The organism is Dyadobacter sp., assembly GCF_051859145.1.
In the GTDB taxonomy this organism is placed as follows: domain Bacteria; phylum Bacteroidota; class Bacteroidia; order Cytophagales; family Spirosomataceae; genus Dyadobacter.
The window spans coordinates 1-17,871 of the sequence record NZ_JBHYGF010000434.1 but is presented as its reverse complement, the minus strand read 5'-3'; the positions used below and the strand labels follow the sequence as shown (position 1 = coordinate 17,871).

Here is a 17,871-nt window from a genome sequence, read left to right as displayed (position 1 = left end):
GCCCGGCTTGAAAGGGGCGATCTGTTCCATGAGGTTATCTACCAGCTGCTGCGCCTGAATGGACGGGAAGCCTGGAATATCATAAATGGGTTTTTGCGGATATATTTCTGAAAGCTGCCCGCCTACCTGTGGTAGCGCGTCGACAAGGTGGCAGCGCATCTTTAATAAACCTGCTTCAAAAACGGCAAACAGGCCAACCGGGCCGGCGCCGATAATACATATGTCAGTGGTGATCATCTTTTGAATGGCTAAATGTCTTTGTTAGTCCATTGCAAAAGTGACACATTCCGCCGCCAAAGGCCAATGATGAATTGTTATTCGATATAACTAAACGTTATAATGGCTTTTGCAAAAACGCATGAAAAGCTCGCTCAGTGAAGATGTTTTTCCGTGCAGGTGTATGAACTGGAAGTCGCGGTAAATTTCCAGTCCTTTGATATCGATAATGGTCAGCTCGTTGTACTTCAATTCATTTACTACCGATTGTACGGACAGAAATGCGGCTGTTTGTGAATGCAGCAGGTACTGTTTGATCGCGATACTGCTTTCCAGCTCGATCTCGATAGTAAGGTCACTGAATGCAAGACCCGCTTTTGACAATGCTTTTCGAAGCACATCCAGGGTTCCTGAACCTGCCTCCCGCAACACCAGCGGTATCCCGGCGAGCTGTTTCAAACTGATCTCGCCCCATTTGGCATACTTTCCTTTGGACTGTGTGACAAGCACAATCTCGTCTTTGACAAAGGGCGTATAACTAATCTGCGGGTGAAAGCCTGCGCCCTCCACAATCGCGATGTCAACGATTTCGTCCAGTATGTGTTTGGTTATAAGGTCGGTGTTGCCCTGGATGAATGTAAATGAAAGGGCAGGATAGCTTTTCTTAAAGAGCGCCAGCAGCTTAGGAAGTATCGTCTGCGCAACGGTGGTACTCGCCCCGATGCGGATCGTCCCGCCATGCGCGTGCGCCACCTGCGCGATCTCGGATTCCATTTCACGCGAGAGTTGAATGATGCGCTGCGCATACCTGACAAACAATGCGCCTTCGGCGGTGAGCCCGATGGTGTTTCCATTCCTGGTGAAGAGTCGGCAATTGAGTTGCTGCTCCATTTCCCGTACGTGCTTGGTAACTGCAGGCTGGGTGATGTTCAGTTCAAGGGCGGCTTTGGTAAAGCTGAGCTTTTGTGCGACGGTGAATACGACCAGCAGGCGGTAGTCCACGGTTTTTAATGCAATCATATTTTCATTTTTGAGATCAGCCTGCACGTCACTAGGCTGATCGTATATGCTTCCTGGCACAGCTTTTTAGCCATCGGCATCTTCATTTTTTCAACGAACAGATAATTCATCAAAACTAAAGATCACCTATCATGAAAAAAAACTATGGTTTTTGGAAAACGATGCGGAGAGCCCCGCTGTTAATGGCGGTTTGCGGAACGCTCGTTTTTGGTTGCAAAGAAGACGATAATTTCTGGGATGCTTTCATTCCTGAGACAGACGAAGAACCAACTTCCACGCAGATCGAGGCTATGTTTTCTATCCGGCAGTTCAAAAAGCAACAGACGCCAACATTGCACAGCTCAAAGTACCTGCGGGTTTTACGATCAACAAGTTTGCTGACGGACTCGGTAAGCCCCGCATCCTGCTGGCACATAATGGCCACGTGTATGCATCTGACAGAGAGGCCGGGATTGTGATCATGCTCACGGATGCAGATAATGATGGCGCCGCCGAAGGCAAGAAGACGGTAGCGAATATCAAACAGGTGCACGGGCTTTCTGTTTACGAAGGTAAAATGTATATGGTAGCTGTCAATGAAGTATACGCGGCCGATATCAATGGTGACGGTACGCTCGGTCAGCCTACTATGCTGATCAATGATCTACCTGACGGCGGACAGCATCCCAACCGCACGATTGCATTTGGCCCTGATAAGAAAATGTACCTCACCGTGGGCAGTACCTGTAATTCCTGCCCCGAACCCAATCCTGAAAACGCGACCATCCTGCGTGCAGAACCGGACGGATCCAACCGGAAGATATTTGCAAAAGGTCTGAGAAATACGATCGGCTTTGGCTGGCATCCTGAAACGAGCGAGCTCTGGGGTATGGACCACGGGATCGACTGGCTGGGTGATAATGAGCAGAAAGAGGAGGTTAACATGATCAAGCAAGGAGCGGATTACGGCTGGCCTTACATCTATGGTGAAGGCAAATACAACCCCGGCGACAGGCCGCAGGGCGACACTACTTACCAGCAATATCTCGCCAAAACCACATTGCCCGCATTGACCTACCAGGCGCATTCTGCTCCCATGGGAATGGCGTTTTACACAGGCGCCATGTTCCCCGGTGAGTACAAAAACGATGCTTTTGTAGCGATGCGCGGCTCATGGAACAGGAGCTCGCCGGTGGGTTACAAGATCGTGCGCATGCATTTCGAGAATGGCAAGCCTGTTCGTTTCGATGATTTTGTAACAGGATTTATTGTCAACAACAACCGTGCACATTTCGGCAGGCTAGTGGGCGTAACTGTTCATAAAGACGGATCGCTGCTATTCTCCGATGATACCAACGGGGTAGTTTACAGGGTTTCCTACAAATAATGTGAAGTAGCTGTGGCAGCAACTTCGAATTGACACCAAAACACGACTGTATTCAATATGGAAAATCAACAAAACGAGCATTTCAGTAGTGAGCGCGCCGTCACGAGGGACGGGCACAATGTAAGTTTATGGCAAAGAAATATGCACCTGGGAGACCAGAACGGGACTTTTGATCCGGCTTTCGTCTACGATGCATTGATAGTAGGAGCGGGGATCACCGGTATTACAGCCGCATTGCTGTTACAACGCGCGGGGCGCAAATGCGTGATCGCAGATGCCCATCACGCAGGTTATGGTACCACAGGAGGTACCACAGCCCACATCAATACTTTTGCAGATACTACTTATGCTGAGGTCGAAAGTGCATTCAGCGAGGATGCTTCGAAGCAGTTTGCAAAGTCAATCGCGCAGTCGGTAAGCCTGATTAAAGAGCTGGTAGACGAGTATGACATCGATTGTGACTATGAGCGGAAGAAAGCGTATGTGTATGCGCAAACGGACGACGAGGTGAAGGAGCTGGACGATATGCTCGAAAGCAGCATCCGTGCCGGTGTGCCGGTTGAAGTTACCCAGGCGGCTCCTGGGCCTCAGTCCTATCAGAAAGCGCTGGAGTATGATCAGCAGGCGCAGTTTCATCCATTAAAGTATATTCTGGCGTTGCAAAAGGAGTTTGTAGCATTGGGTGGCGTGATGCTTGAAAACACCCGGATCGAGGATATTTCTACCGAAGATGATGTACATACCGCCAAGTCTCCTGAGAGGGAGATCAAGGCGAAGTCTGTGTTCTATGCGACGCACATTCCGCCGGGCGGGGTAAACCTGCTGCATTTCCGTAATGCGCCTTACCGAAGCTATGTGATCGCGGCCACGCTCAGCGACGGCGCTTATCCCGATGCGCTGATTTATGATATGAAAGATCCATATCACTATTTTCGCACACACGAAGTAGATGGTCAGAAGTACCTGATCTCCGGCGGGCACGATCATAAGACGGGGCACGGCGATCCTGAGCAATCTTTTGAGGACCTGATCAGTTTTACCAAATCCTGCTACCAGGTGGCGGAGGTGTCTTCCAAATGGTCGGCGCAGTACTATGTTCCTACGGACGGACTTCCTTACATCGGGCATTTACCCGGCGCATCGAAGGGAATTTATGCAGCAACTGGTTATAATGGAAATGGGATGATCCTGGGTACGGTTGCTGCTATTGTTGTCAGCCAGCTGATTGCGACCGGCGAAAGTGAGTTCAAAGATCTTTTCGATCCGGGGAGGATCAAGCCCATTGCAGGCTTTACCGAGTTTATCAAGGAGAATGCAGATGTAGCAAACCGCTTTGTCGCAGATCGGTTCGGTATTGACAAGCTTGATTCAGTAGCACAATTGCCCGTTGATTCAGGAGATATCGTTGAGTACGATGGACAGAAACTTGCGATCTATAAAGATCAAAAAGGTGAGGTTCACGCGTTGAGCCCGGTTTGTACCCACACGGGCTGTATTGTGAAATGGAATGGTTCCGAGAAGAGCTGGGATTGCCCCTGCCACGGCGGCCGCTTCAATGCGCATGGACAGGTACTTACGGGGCCTACCAGGCTGGATTTGGAGCAGATTGTGGTTAGTGAGGGAAGTTGAGTTTATGAGTTTATGAGCTTAGAGTTTATGAGTTTATGAGTTTATGAGTTTAGAGTTTAGAGTTTATGAGTTTGGAGTTTATGAGTGTAGAGTTTATGAGTTTAGTTGTTTTATGTAAAAGACCTGCCGGCGGTGATTGCGGGCAGGTCTTTTGCTTTATTTAAAATCAAATAACTAACTATCGCCGGGTACGTAGGAATGCTATTGCCAGTACTGCGATGCCGGCTCCTAATGCAATTTTGCGCGTCAGACCTACTTTGTTATACTTCAATTCCGACTTGCCTCCGAGCTCTGAGAATACGTCAGGGAAATGTCCTTTGTTGATATCCTCGTGGATTCCTTCAATCATGTTTACACGGTCTGCCACGAGTAGCAGTAGCCAGTGACGGATCATCGATTCGCTGAATGTGAATGCGTAGCGACGGATTTTTCCACTTAAACCCTTTGGAGGGTTTGGCGTACCGAATACGGCAGTGAGGCCGGGCCGCTCGTTGGAATGGAGCACTTCAACCAGCTCGGGCTGCATTGGCGGGCGCTCCCAGATCATCCCTTTGTTATCGTTTTCAGTCCGTTTTTTCATCGGGTATGCCGGCACGTCCAGTGGATCGGCGTCAATTCCCCAACCATTGATGTGGCTGTAATCTTGTGCTGTCTTTTTCATAATGCTGGTTATTTTCTTGCTGATGGTGGTATTAGGATTGGCTTAATGCAGTTATCCAGTTTGGCAGAAAAAATGTGGTAAGCGTCCGAAACTTCTTCCAGCGGAATGCGGTGGGTGATAATGTCTTTCGGACTTACCCTGCCGGACTGAATATGGTCGATCAGCTTTGGAAGCAATCTTTTAACAGAAGCCTGGTTGGCGCGGATTGTAATACCCTTGTTCACCACATTTCCGATCGGGATCAGGTTTCCGGTTGGTCCGTAAACACCCACGATGGACACGATACCTCCTTTTTTAACAGAGTTGATCGCCCAATGCAGCGCAGTGGCTGAACCCGATTGGAGCATCAGTTTGCGACCTGTGATTGTTTGCATTGCATCGCCAGCAGCTTCGCAGCCCACAGCATCAATACATACATCCGCGCCGATCCAGTCTGTGGCCTTTTTCAGGAACAGTACCACATCTCCCACAGAGCGGAAGTTGTACACTTCACATTGCGCATAATTTTTCACGAATTCCAGGCGGTATTCCAGATGGTCGATCACAATCACGCGGCCTGCGCCGAATAACCACGCCGATTTCGCAGCCATAATTCCTACCGGTCCTGCACCAAATACCACAACGGTATCCCCGGGTTTGATCCCGCCCATTTCGGCAGCCTGATAACCCGTTGGGAAAACGTCTGTCAGCAACACGGCATCGTCGTGGTCCATGTTATCAGGGATAACCATCGGGCCCACGTCTGCATACGGCACGCGCACGTATTCAGCCTGGCCGCCGTCGAAACCACCTGCTGTATGCGAGTATCCGAAGATCCCGCCCACGGCAGTTGCCTCCGGGTTTGATTCATGACAGTTACCAAAAAGTCCCTGCTCGCAGAAAACACATTTGCCGCAGGCGATATTAAAAGGAACAAGTACGTTGTCGCCCACTTTCAGGTTCTGTACTGCGTCACCAATCTCTTCCACAACCCCGATGAACTCGTGGCCGAATGTGGTTCCAACGCGCGTATCAGGTACCAATCCATGGTATAAGTGAAGGTCGGACCCGCAGATACACGATCGGGTAACCCGCACGATCGCGTCACCGGAATGCTCAATTTTTGGCATCGGCTTACTGCGATCAGCTCTGACCCGGTACGGGCCCCTGTAATTCATTGCTAACATAGTTTTACCGTTAATTGGTTGATGATGTTGAACATGTGAAAGGCCGGGGTATGTAAAAAACTATTCCAGTCCAACTAAAACCACATTGAGGCTGATTTGAGCTATTTGTAATTGCTGCACTGCTGGAACGACTTTTTTAAATGGGGCGGCATCAACATTAAAACCACAACCGAAATGGCAACTAAAAAAAGTGCATCAAAAGCAACCAAACAGATCACCGAAGCAGATGGTGAAAAATTGAAAGAATTATTCGTAGATGGTTTGAAAGATATCTACTGGGCTGAAAAGAACCTGGCGAAAGCTTTGGTGAAAATGGCCAAAAATGCGACTTCCGAAGAGTTGAAATCTGCATTTGAACTGCATACAACACAAACAGAAGAGCAGATCAAAACTGTTGAACAGGTATTTGAAATTATCGGCGAAAAGGCACAGGCTAAAAAATGTGCTGCTATGGAAGGCTTGATCGAAGAAGCAAACGAGATCATCGAAAGCACTGATAAAGGCACAATGGTTCGTGATTGCGGTTTGATTATGGCTGCCCAGAAAGTTGAGCACTATGAAATCGCTTCATATGGCACACTGCGCAACATTGCCAGAACTCTGGGATATGAAGATGCAGCAACACTGCTTCAACAAACACTAGATCAGGAAGGTGAAACAGATCACATCCTGACTGAACTGGCAGAAAGCTATGTAAATGAGCAAGCTTCTGCCGAGTAACAAATATCTTTTAAACAAAACAAGAAAGCCGGTCGCTGTTCACAGCGACCGGCTTTCTTGTTTTGTTGTCAGAATGAAAATCAGTACCCCGGATTTTGAGGCGCGAGGTTAGGGTTAACCTGCAACTCCACACGTGGGATTGGCATCAGGTAATCGCGTGCCGCACTGAAATTCGGATGTGGTTCGAGGGAATTTGCACCTTTAAATACCACATCTCCCAGCTTTCTGCGCTGGATATCGTACCACCTTTTGTACTCAAACGCGAGTTCAATGCGGCGCTCTTCCAGAACCAGATCGATGAAAGCCTGCTTTGAAAGTCCGGGTGCCACATTCGCGGGGAATGTGCCGGCTTTGCCTGCCCAGTTACGGGCGCGCGCACGGATTTCATTTACATACCCGATTGTTTCTGTAGTTGGTCCGTTCACTTCTGCGCCAGCTTCTGCTGCTATTAACAACACTTCTGCGTAACGCATTGCCGCATAATTGTGGTCAGAGTATCGCCCTTCCGCATTGGAGTTACCTGCAAATCGCGCATACTTGGCAATGTGGGGCCTCTTTGTATTTGGAAATTGGGAATATGGTACCAATTTACCACCTATGAGCAGCGAATCGTCAAAGCTGACTTCCTTCCGATAGTCGCGGTCGTCCCAGGTATCGAACACTTTTTGGGAAGGTACGATTACACTCCACCCACTTCTTGGGGCATCGCCTCCACGTACTCCCGTCATTGGGGCCATAATATCATCATTCGCCCCACCTTCTCCCGACTGCAATCCGAGAAAATCAACGGCAAAAATGTGTTCTTTTAAATTATTTGCCTGCGGTGCGCGGAAAAGAGTCTGAAAATCTGCTTCCAGTCCGTACCCGAATTTGTCTTTATTATCAATTACCCATTTAGCTTCAGCATACGCTTTGGCATAATCCTGCAAGGTCAGATGTACCGATGCAAGGTAAGAAGCGGCAGTTCCCTTGGTGGGGCGGCTCCGTACATTCGAAGGCTGCTGATCGGGCAGGTTTTGTTTGGCAAATTCAAGATCGGCCAGGATACCTGCGTAAACAGTCGCGGCCGGCGTGCGTTTCAATTCCTTTACAGCTGCCGGATTGGTAATGAAAAAGTCAATGTAAGGTACATCGCCAAATACCCGGACCAGGTGGAAGTAGGAGAATGCGCGCACAAAGCGGGCTTCTGCGATCAGCGGGTTCATTTCGCTATCAGGCAATCCCAACTGCTGCGCACCTGCAATCGCCGCGTTGGTAGCGCTGATCACCTGGTACCAATATGGCCAGAACTGGTTGACCATATTATTGTTATCGTCCATATTGAAATCGTTTACCTGCTGTCTTTCAGCAGGTGTACCGCGGTCGCCGATATCGCACATATCGTCACGCAAGGAGAGCGCGGATACGAATTGCCGACCATAAAGCCGCTCGGAGGCGATCCAGCCGTAAGCCCCGGATATCGCCGTTTCCACGTCTTTCGGTGTTTTGAACAAAGCTTCCGGCGCAAGTAACCCAACCGGCTTTTCGGCCAGATCAGCGCAGCCCAGCAGCAGGGCGGGACGCGCGAGGGTGGCCAGTTTCTTCATGTATATTTTCATAAAATGCTTTTTAAAAGTTGGCACATGAACTATAAACCGATGTTCAGACCTACTGTGTAGGATTTTGCATTAGGGTAGCTGGCATAATCAAGACCCAGGTTCCGGTTTCCGTCGGTGTCGCCTTCCGATGAATAATTCACTTCCGGATCGTAGCCTTTGTACTTGGTGAATGTGAGAATATTCTGCGCGCTGACGTAGAACCGCAGCTTGCTGATCCTCAGTTTTTCCAGTACGGGTTTTGGGAGATTGTAGCCGAGCGCCAGGTTTTTCAGACGGACAAAACTTCCATCATACACCCAGCGCGTAGATACCCGCCGCGTGCGGCCCGCCATTGCCTTGGGTACATTGGTGTTTGTGTTTTCCGGAGTCCACCGGTTCAATGCTTCGGTAGTTGCATTGTTGATCCCCGACAGCAGGTTCAGCTCCATTAAGGTGTAGCTCAGCAGATCGTTGCCTTCTGAAGCCTGGAAAAATACGTTCATGTCAAACCCTTTCCAGCTGAAATCGTTGTTGAGTCCCCAGGTAAATTTAGGGTGCGGATTTCCGATGATCGTGCGGTCGTCGCTGTTGAGCATACCGTCCGGTTCGCCGGTGAGCTTACCATTTGCATCTTTTTTACCATCAATATCCCTGAATTTCTCTCCGCCTGCCGCTACTTCAAAGCCGCCGCCGGGAATGAAATTGTCGTTTTGCTGGTAAACGCCGTCGTAAAGCCAGCCGTAAAAGCTGCCTACCGGCTCACCTTCACGCAGGATCTGCGTTTGACCCAGACCTACCATATGTCCCGGCGCAGAGTTGTAGAAAATGTCCGTTCCATTCGGCAGTTTAAGCACTTTGTTGCGGTTCAGCGAGAAGTTAAGGTCTGTGCTCCATTTAAAATCGCCGATCAGGTTGCGGGAGTTGAAGGTTATTTCAAAACCTTTGTTTTCAACAGAGCCGATGTTCTGCAACTGGTTGGTGTAACCTGAATATTGCGGAAGCGGCACGCTGAAAAGCAGGTCGCTGGTCACGCGGCGGTAGTAATCGAGCACGACATTGATGCGGTTGTTGAACAGGCTCACGTCAGTTCCGATGTCAAACTGCTTGGTTGTTTCCCACGTCAGGTCGTCATTTGCGACAGTAGTAGGGCGGACTGCATTCACGGCCACACCATTGATCACCGTGTACACATTCGAAAAGCGCGCCATGGTTTGATATGGGTTAATAGCCTGGTTACCTGTCAATCCGTAGCTCACGCGCCATTTCCACTGGCTGATCGCCGGCATGTTTTGCATAAACGGTTCACTGGACATTTTCCAAGCGAATGCACCGGAAGGGAACATGGCCCATTTGTTGTTTTTGCTGAAATTCGAGGAACCGTCGCGGCGGATATTGGCTGTGAAAAGGTACTTATCGGCTAGCGAATAAGTGATCCTTCCGTAGAGCGAAGCAAGCTGCCACTCGATCAGTTCTGAGGTAGGACTCTGCCAAACGGAAGATCCGCCCAGGTTCCAGAATGAAACTGCATCTGTTATGAAAGACTGCCCGGTGCCACCCCAGCGTTCGCTGGAAGAAGTTTGATAAGAGTAACCCGCCATTACAGACAGATCGTGGTTAGTACCTATCTTCTTGTTGTAGAGCAGGTAGTTCTCATTCAGCAGCAATGTGCTTTTGGTACCCGTAACACTCGCGCGGCCACCTATGTTGCGGCCGTCGTTTAATGTACTTGGCAGGTAAGTCCCGGCGCGGCCGCTGTTGGTAGTTGCGCCGAGCGTAACCCGCAATTTCAGATCGTCCAGGATGCTGTATTCTGCATAAAGGTTTCCCTGAATGCGATCCGTAAGTGACTGGTTTTCCAGCTGCGTTGCGATCGCGTAAGGATTGTCGATCGGGTCATTTAGTCTCGCTACTGTAAATCTTCCGTTTGCGCCCCGAATAGGTTGGTCAGGCTCAAATTTGAATGCAGATGCGACTACGCCCGGCGTCAGTCCGGAAGAACCTTCCTGTGTTTTGGACTGATCGCGGGAGACGCGCTGCGCGAAGAGGTTCAAACCCAGTTTCAACCTTTTTGCAGCTTGTATATCAATGTTGCTCGTCACCGAAAAGCGGTTGTAGCCCGAATTAATAATGATCCCTTTGTGATCGTAAAGTGCGCCCGACACATAGTATTTTACATTATCTCCGCCACCGGCAATGGAAAGCTGGTAGTTCTGAATACCGCCTTTTCTGAAAATCTGGTCCTGCCAGTCCGTATCCGCGCCTTGTGAAACCACATTGGGTCGTGCTTCCTGTACATAGCTCAGGAACTGGGATGCATTGAGCAGGTCGAGGCGGTTGATTTCAGATTGGGAAGAAAACGAAGTATTGAAATCAATCTTCGGCTTGCCCGACATCCCTTTTTTGGTAGTAACCATAATTACCCCATTCGCCCCACGGGATCCGTAAATCGCTGTTGCGGAAGCATCTTTAAGTACTTCAATGGATTCGATATCTTCCGGAGGCGGCAATGCGCCACCTACAAACCCGTCTACCACATAGATAGGATCGCTGCTCGCATTAATGGAGCTGCTTCCCCTCACACGTACCTTGAATGTAGAACCTGGCTCGCCATTGTTGGCCTGGATCTGAACACCAGCCGCGCGGCCCTGCAAAGCCTGCACAGTTCCAAGGGCAGGGTAGGCGGTAATTTCTTCTGCCTTGACAGAAGATACGGATCCGGTCACATCGCTTTTCTTCACGGTTCCGTAACCTACTACCACGATCTCTTCCAGCGATTTGTTATCCGTTTTCAGGCTCACATTGATCTGCGTCTGGCTGCCCACAGCAGCTTCGTGCGAGGTATACCCTACAAAGCTGAACACCAGCGTGGCATTACCGTCGGGTACCTGAATGGTGTAGTTCCCGTCAGCATCCGAGGAGGTTCCCGTTTGTGTGCCTTTCACCAGGATGTTCACACCTGGAAGCGGCTCCGCATTTTGCGCGTCAGTCACTTTTCCTTTGACCGTGATTTCAGCTGCGCCAGGCTGTCGTGGTATTTCAATGCCGGTAGTACTTGCCTCACCGGTTTTTTCATTCGGTTTTACTACGATATTTTTTCCTTTTACTTCATACACAAGTCCCTGCGGTGTAAGAATGCCGCTAAGTACTTCCGAGAGCGGCTTTGCTTCTGCTGAAAAGGAGATCTTGCGAGTAGATTGTATCAGCTTCGAGCTGAATACGAAACGTACGTCGGCCTGTTTTTCGATCTTCTTCAACACCCGGCCCATTTCTTCCGAGTTGACGGAAACAGAAATTTTCCTGCCGAGCAATTCCTGAGCGCCGGAGGGACCGGCATTGGCCCGGCTGAAAAAGCACACGGCCAGGCAAATTTGTAACAAGCTGATCCGCAGCAGCAAGAAACTATGCGGCGATTGTACTATTTTTTTCATACTTCCTGAATTGATTAAGTGTTTAGCGTTTTCTTCTACATTTCCCCGCAACCTTTTCCGTCAACGACAATCCGTCCGTCGATTACCTCGTAGCTGGCGCGGACTGCATTGCAAACCAGATCAAGTTGTTCGTAGAGGGACAGGTCGGTCAGCGTGGCGGTTACCGGGCAATGTTTCATTGTTTTTTCATCAAAAATGATTTCTATACCATAGGCTTTTTGCAGGGTTTTAAAGATGTCAGAAACAGGGGAATCATTGAAATTAAAGTCAATAGCTTCGTCGGGGGGGATAATGATTTCGGGATCGGGGACAATGGTCTTTGTCAGTTTTACAGTTTCGTGCGCCAGTACAATTTGCTGGTTAGGTTCTATCACCACGGCGCTGCGCTCGCTAAGCTCGTCGCCGGTAAGCGGACTTTTTTCCCTGGCAAAGACGGCTACGCGGCCTGTTTTTACGGATACACTTGCATTGCTTTCATTGTCAAAAGACCTGACGTGAAAGCTGGTACCCAGCACTTTGGTAACCAGACTCCCGGCAAAAACATAAAACGGGCGGCCAGGCTGCCGGGCAACTTCGAAGAATGCGCCGCCGCTCAGGTGTATCGTTCTTTTTGTTGATGAAAAATGTTCAGGATAGCTCAGCTTGCTATTGGGGGAGAGGTAAACTGTGCTACTGTCTGAAAGCCTGACGCGCAAAATAGTTTTGCCTGTGTTCGCCACTATACGCATATCTTTCGTCGCCAGTATTTCTCCATTCTCCCCGCTGTTTTCGTTTTTGGTAAAAAACCAGACAAAGCCGATGGTAAGCAGGCAAATGCAGGCTGCCCGGAACCAGAATGTGGGCGCAAACCATACCTGCCTGTGACTTGGAGCACGCTGAGGATATTCATCAAAATGGTTGAGAATGGAGCCAATTGCGCGGTTCCTTTCCGCTTCCGACAAGGGAGCAGGCACGGGGCCGACCGCTTTCACGAGCTCACGCGCCATTTCGACCGTCTCTGCTTTTTCGGGATTTTGCGCCAGCCAGCTTTCCCATTGCGCTTCATTCTGCGCATCGGGATGCAGTACCCATCTACGGAATGCATCGTCCCACAGAAAATCTTCTGCCGAGAAATTTTGGTAATCTTTCATGTCCGGATTTGACCTTTCAAATACCATTAGACACCGCTACCCGGCAGATACTGCATTAATCCAGCTTTTTTTCGGATTATTTTAAAGAATATTTATTGGAACAGGAAGGAAAGCACAAAAGGAATGGCAGTCTTCCACTGCTCGCGGATCCATTTGAATGCGGTTTGAAGCAGATTGGAAACAGATTGAGGCCGAATGTGCATGATTTCGGCGATCTCGTCCCGGTCCAGTTCCTGGAAGAACCGCAGGTATACAACCTCTTTTTGTCTGGCAGGGAGCGCATTCATAAGGAAGGTGATTTGCTGCGCCACGTGCCTGTTTTCTTCGGAAATGATAAAATAATGCTCCGAGCTGAATTCGATTTCGAACCCGTTTTCATGTTCTTCACCGCTGGGTAGCAGCCAGCTGCTGCGGTGGCCGAGGCGGTGTAGGCGCCGGCGCAGAGAGGCGAGGAGATAGGGTTTTGGAGGGATATCCGCATTGAGTGTCGCCCTTTTTTCGAGCACTTCCAGGAACACATCCTGAATTGCATCTTTCACCAGTTCCTGGTCGCGGCTGAATTTCTGACCGTACTGGTACATCAGGTCGTAAGTCGCTTCGAGCAGCTTCCGGAACGAAGCCCGGTCGCCGGCCAATGCAGCTTTCCAGTACTGCGTGACCTCGTTCTCAGAAAGTGAACCGACGTTGAACGTTTTCATCCGAAGCTTTAATTGGAACCGGCGGACATGCTGCGGTTCCAATCAAAAGACGGCGGGCTTTGGAAAGTACCCGTAATTCCTGCGTAAGTTTTATTGCTTGCCGATAATATCTTCCCACCGATAATAATGGAAAACTTTCCCTTCGGACATGACGACGAACAAACCTTTGCTGAAAGTTGCATTCAGGGCCACGCTGGTCACCTCGGAACCGTCGCTCTGGTGGGCTGCTACCTTCACAATCCTGATCGGCTCATGCAGGTGCGGGTTTTCCTTTGAACCCTCGCGGCTGAAAATATGGAACTTGTCGGCACCCTGGTCGGATACAAGCAGATAGCCCGTTTTATCTCCTGTTTTGTAGATCGAGATACCTTCATTATCCTCTGCAAAGCCCTTATTCGGGATCAATGCAAGCTCGGTGCTGCTGCTGTCGGGGTGGGCGTAGTATTTGCGCACACCTACCTGCTCGTCGGAATAGTAAATGTAGCCCAGCTCGTTATCCACCGCAATGGATTCGATTTCCTTCTTGCCACTGTATTTACCGAATTTCCGCACAAGCTTACCGTTTACATTCCCTTTTGCGTCGCCTGATAACTGGTATTGCCAGAGGTAACCTTCTGCCGGTCCCGACTTTCGTCCCACGATCGCGAAAATCGCCTTGTCTTCCGGGCGGGTATACAGCGTAATCCCCATTGGATCGCGCTCGGTTTCTCCCGCAAATACTTCGATACCCCCGTTATCAATCGGTTTCAGGTCAGGCAGACTGAATACACGTATTTTATTGGCTTTCCGCTCGGTAAGTACCGCAATGTCCGTCGGTTTACCATTGATGTTCAGTCCGTAAGCGACGTCGACATTATTGGGTCTTTGCAGGTTTCTGACCACCTTATCTGCGAGCGTTTTTCCATTCAGGTCAAACACATACAGCGCTCCGTCTTCATTTTTGTCCGTGCCCAGGATCAGGCTTTTCGCCGGGTCGGCAGGATTGATCCAGATCGCCGGATCGTCGGTATCGTGTTTGACGGAATCAGTTATTACAGCAGGCTGGATCGCGCTGGCAGTATCAATCTGAACTTTGCCGTTTGCTCCGGTTTGCTCGTTGGGCCTGCCGCCGCATGCAGCGAGGACGATTATTGATGTAAGGTATATGGGATAAAGTATGATTTTCATGAAGGTGTCTGAATGCGTTACTATCTCGTTAAGTCAAATTTCAGTCCCATGTTGAAGCGCGGGCGGTAGTACTCTGCCTGCACCGTGCGGGAAGAAATGCTCTGGTAGTAACGCAGTGGCTGGTTGGTCAGGTTGTTCGCTTCTGCAAATACACGCAGGTTTTTGGTGATCTTGTAAGCTGCGTTGGCATCGAGGAAAAACTGTTTGTCGTAGTAAATGTCATCAAACTCATTGCCGCCGAGTGCGTCAAGGTAAGCAGCAGTATAGTTAGCCGACAAACGTGCCGAGAACTTTTTGTTTTCCCATGAAAGCGACGCATTGAACATGTGCGGGGCTGTTCCGGGCAGTGTAACGCCGGTTCTCACATCACCATCTTCATTGTACACGCCGTTTGCAAAGGATTTGGTGTAAGTATAGTTGGCGTAAATCCCGAAATACTTCCAAAAGCCTGTCAGGAAGTCGAGTTGCCGCTGAATTGCAGCTTCAATCCCGAACACATTCACGCTTTCACCATTTCTTGACTGATAAAAATCCCAGGTTTCACCAGCACCAACCGGGTTAGCCTCTCCCGGAAAATCTGCTGCGAAGCTGGCTGTGGTATATTGCTGATTCCCGTAGGTGTAAATAAAGTTTTTGAGGTTTTTATAAAAAGCACCTGCGGAAAATAAGCCCACAGACCTGAAATAGTTCTCAGCCATGAAATCAAAATTCCAGGAGTATGTCGCTTTCAGGTTCGGGTTGCCGGCTGTAATCTCGCGGTCACCGGGAATGATGCTGATGTAGGGAGCAAGTGCATAATAATTCGGCCTCGCCAGTGCAGTTGTTGCTGCCGCACGCAGGATCAGGTCCTCTGTCGCTTTCAGTTTGAATGAAACCGAAGGCATTACATTCAGGTATTCATTTTTTACAGAACGTGTACCTGTAAGTTCCTCTTCGTCGGTGATCAGGTTACCTGTGTAGTTGATCGAAGTATTTTCAAGCCGCGCTCCGAGTATCATGGAAAGCTTGTCTGTAAAGTCCTGGTCCCAGCGCACGTAACCTGCTACGATGTTTTCCTTCGCATTGTAATTGGCTCCCAAAAACTCACTTGGAACCAGCTCTTGCTCAAACTGACCCGTATTGCCGAAGTTCAGGTTACCGAGGTAGCTCTTGCTTGTAAATATTCCCGGTACCAGGTGCGACCCCGCCTGGAAGTTGTTACCAGACCAGTTTACAGTACCTGTGCTGCCCAGGTCAGCAAGCATATCTTTGTTGACAGGCGAGTACTCGTAAAATACATTGTCACGCTCTTTGTTCTTGATGCGCAATCTTCCTCCCACCTTTAAACGGCCTTTCTGATCTGCGATGACGGAGAATGGAAACCTGAAATTCACTTTCGCGCCTAGTTCGGATTCCTTTGTGAAATCGTGGTTTTCAGATATTTCATTCAGTCCAAGTGAAGTCTGGTCCAGATCAGGCGCGGTAAAGAGGGGAGCGCGGCTGTCGCCGTTAAAAGTCAATGCATTGTCGCCTTCGCGGAAATTGATATAACGCTCGTTCGGGCGATCTTCGCTGGCAGTAGAGTAGCTTACGCTCCAATCCATATCCACTTTCGGACCTAATAAATGCTCTCCCCGAAGCGAATAGTTTTGCACGCGCTGGTCTTCCAGACGGGTACCTTTGTTGTGGCTATTTTCAATTCCGCCTTTTGTCTGCCTGCCCACACGGCCCTCGTAGCCGGTAATGTTGTTGGCCTCATCGTAGATCGGCTCAATGTCGTCGATGTTGAGCCTGTACCGGTTTTCACGGTCATACCGCCAGTTGTACATCGCATTGGCAGTAATGGTGTGGTTTTGATTTAGTTTGAAATCGAAAGAAGCTGAGAGGCTGCGGCGGATCCGCTGTACATCATATTTACGGATCTGGCTTTCATTGATGTACACATTGCCAAAATCGTCTTTGGTCCACGACGCTTCCACGTCGTCAGATCCATAGTTATTGTTGTTGTAGGAGCCGCTCAGTACCATTCCGATCGCATTTTTAGCAAAACGATTGGCATAAACAAAACCGCCTGTATACAATGCTTTGCCCCGGATCGGATTGTAGCCGCCCGACAAAGTGGCTGAAATACGCTGTCCATTGGGCGCTGCGCGGGTCACCAGGTTTACAGAACCTCCGATCGCATCTGCATCCAGATCTGGCGTAAGTGTCTTGTTTACCTCAATTGTAGAGATCATATCCGACGGGATCAGGTCCATTTGCACGCGGCGGTTATCGCCCTCGGCAGACGGAATGCGGTCGCCATTCATGGTGACCGAGTTCAACTCCGGAGCCAGTCCGCGCACGATGATGTTACGCGCTTCTCCCTGGTCATTTTGCATGGTAATACCCGGCACGCGCTTCAATGCATCGCCGATATTAGCGTCCGGAAAGCGGCCTACCTGATCAGAGGAGATGATATTGGTAATATTTTCATTGTTACGCTGCTGGTTCAATGCTTTCGCTTGGCCTTTCAGTCTGTCGCCGAGCACTACTACCTCATTCATATCCAATCCACCTTCCTGCATGATCAGCTCGGTGTTCGTTATGCGCCCATTCTCAACGGCGATCTCCTGACGCGAAGTACGGTACCCCATATAAGTAGCTTCCAACTGGTAAGTGCCAGGCTGTACATTCAGGAACTCGAATTTCCCGCGGACATCGGAAATGGTGTACTGGTTTCCGGGCGTGATCCGCAGCGTTGCGCCGGGAAGGGAGAGCTTTTGTCCGTCCATGATAGTCCCGGTAATCAGGCCCTTCTGGGCTACTGCAACGTTTTGCAGCGCGAAAATGAGAGCAATAAGGAAGGTGAGTTTTGTAAAATTAAATACAGGCATAATTCCTCGTTTGATTGATCCGCAAAGATCCGGGGGCAATGTTTCGGCTGCATTACTATAATGTTGCCAAATTGTTACCTGTGTGCGCTGCTGTTATCTGTTCAGGAACCGGTAGAGGTAAGGAGCTTTGTGGCAGCCCCGGTGAATTATTTGCCCAGCCGTACCAGTACATTCAGATTGAGTATTTTTTCTGGAAATTGTTTCTTGCAAGCGGTTGCTTTTTTTATGTTGTGGCAGG

General features: G+C 49.5%; 15 protein-coding genes. 5 read left to right on the top strand and 10 right to left on the bottom strand.

All coding sequences use genetic code 11. The annotated features are described in order from the left end of the window. Both ACTIE6_RS21095 and ACTIE6_RS21090 read right to left on the bottom strand, forming a co-directional pair. A partial coding sequence (locus ACTIE6_RS21095) for an NAD(P)/FAD-dependent oxidoreductase (RefSeq protein ID WP_439558518.1) occupies positions 1 to 237 on the bottom strand: 237 nt, incomplete at its 3' end. Between the two features lie 90 nt (positions 238 to 327). Further along, positions 328 to 1,296 (bottom strand): LysR substrate-binding domain-containing protein, encoded by a 969-nt coding sequence (locus ACTIE6_RS21090; protein WP_439558517.1) that lies wholly within the window; start codon positions 1,294 to 1,296, stop codon positions 328 to 330. A gap of 71 nt (positions 1,297 to 1,367) precedes the next feature. Here ACTIE6_RS21090 and ACTIE6_RS21085 point away from each other — a divergent pair, with 71 nt between their 5' ends. Genes ACTIE6_RS21085 through ACTIE6_RS21075 form a run of 3 tightly spaced genes read left to right on the top strand, consistent with a single transcriptional unit; the run spans position 1,368 to position 4,231 of the window. After that, positions 1,368 to 1,694 (top strand): hypothetical protein, encoded by a 327-nt coding sequence (locus ACTIE6_RS21085; RefSeq protein WP_439558516.1) that lies wholly within the window; start codon positions 1,368 to 1,370, stop codon positions 1,692 to 1,694. Continuing rightward, positions 1,661 to 2,602: a PQQ-dependent sugar dehydrogenase gene (locus tag ACTIE6_RS21080; protein ID WP_439558515.1), complete on the top strand. Its 942-nt coding sequence runs from the start codon at positions 1,661 to 1,663 to the stop codon at positions 2,600 to 2,602. Before ACTIE6_RS21085 ends, ACTIE6_RS21080 begins: the two co-directional genes overlap by 34 nt. Positions 2,603 to 2,659: 57 nt before the next feature. Further along, a complete protein-coding gene (locus tag ACTIE6_RS21075; protein ID WP_439558514.1) occupies positions 2,660 to 4,231 on the top strand; it encodes an FAD-dependent oxidoreductase in 1,572 nt (523 codons plus the stop codon). Positions 4,232 to 4,409: 178 nt separating this feature from the next. Here ACTIE6_RS21075 and ACTIE6_RS21070 read toward each other — a convergent pair whose 3' ends face one another. Then, the gene (locus tag ACTIE6_RS21070) at positions 4,410 to 4,892 is read right to left on the bottom strand and encodes a hypothetical protein (RefSeq protein ID WP_439558513.1); all 483 of its coding nucleotides are present in this window, start codon (positions 4,890 to 4,892) and stop codon (positions 4,410 to 4,412) included. Positions 4,893 to 4,900: 8 nt separating this feature from the next. Beyond that, positions 4,901 to 6,058, bottom strand: a complete 1,158-nt coding sequence (locus ACTIE6_RS21065; protein WP_439558512.1) for a zinc-dependent alcohol dehydrogenase — start codon at positions 6,056 to 6,058, stop codon at positions 4,901 to 4,903. A 174-nt stretch (positions 6,059 to 6,232) separates the two neighbouring features. On the opposite strand from ACTIE6_RS21065, the gene ACTIE6_RS21060 reads away from it, so the two are divergent. Beyond that, entirely contained in the window at positions 6,233 to 6,778 is a 546-nt protein-coding gene (locus tag ACTIE6_RS21060) for a YciE/YciF ferroxidase family protein (RefSeq protein WP_439558511.1), read from the top strand. An 80-nt stretch (positions 6,779 to 6,858) separates the two neighbouring features. Here the strand turns inward: ACTIE6_RS21060 and ACTIE6_RS21055 are convergent, their stop codons facing one another. The 6 genes from ACTIE6_RS21055 to ACTIE6_RS21030 all read right to left on the bottom strand — a co-directional run bounded on the left by ACTIE6_RS21055 (position 6,859) and on the right by ACTIE6_RS21030 (position 17,633). Beyond that, positions 6,859 to 8,376: a RagB/SusD family nutrient uptake outer membrane protein gene (locus ACTIE6_RS21055; RefSeq protein ID WP_439558510.1), complete on the bottom strand. Its 1,518-nt coding sequence runs from the start codon at positions 8,374 to 8,376 to the stop codon at positions 6,859 to 6,861. 29 nt (positions 8,377 to 8,405) lie between these two features. Continuing rightward, the gene (locus tag ACTIE6_RS21050) at positions 8,406 to 11,783 is read right to left on the bottom strand and encodes a TonB-dependent receptor (protein ID WP_439558509.1); all 3,378 of its coding nucleotides are present in this window, start codon (positions 11,781 to 11,783) and stop codon (positions 8,406 to 8,408) included. A gap of 35 nt (positions 11,784 to 11,818) precedes the next feature. Next, entirely contained in the window at positions 11,819 to 12,913 is a 1,095-nt protein-coding gene (locus ACTIE6_RS21045; protein ID WP_439558508.1) for a FecR family protein, read from the bottom strand. Positions 12,914 to 13,005: 92 nt separating this feature from the next. Next, positions 13,006 to 13,611, bottom strand: a complete 606-nt coding sequence (locus tag ACTIE6_RS21040) for an RNA polymerase sigma factor (protein WP_439558507.1) — start codon at positions 13,609 to 13,611, stop codon at positions 13,006 to 13,008. Between the two features lie 90 nt (positions 13,612 to 13,701). Further along, a complete protein-coding gene (locus tag ACTIE6_RS21035; RefSeq protein ID WP_439558506.1) occupies positions 13,702 to 14,778 on the bottom strand; it encodes a phytase in 1,077 nt (358 codons plus the stop codon). A 20-nt stretch (positions 14,779 to 14,798) separates the two neighbouring features. Further along, positions 14,799 to 17,633 carry a TonB-dependent receptor gene (locus tag ACTIE6_RS21030; RefSeq protein WP_439558505.1) on the bottom strand — a complete coding sequence of 945 codons (2,835 nt, stop codon included), beginning with the start codon at positions 17,631 to 17,633 and terminating at the stop codon, positions 14,799 to 14,801. A 14-nt stretch (positions 17,634 to 17,647) separates the two neighbouring features. Here ACTIE6_RS21030 and ACTIE6_RS21025 point away from each other — a divergent pair. Then, positions 17,648 to 17,871, top strand: a 224-nt coding sequence (locus ACTIE6_RS21025) for a hypothetical protein (RefSeq protein WP_439558504.1), incomplete at its 3' end; no start/stop codon positions are given.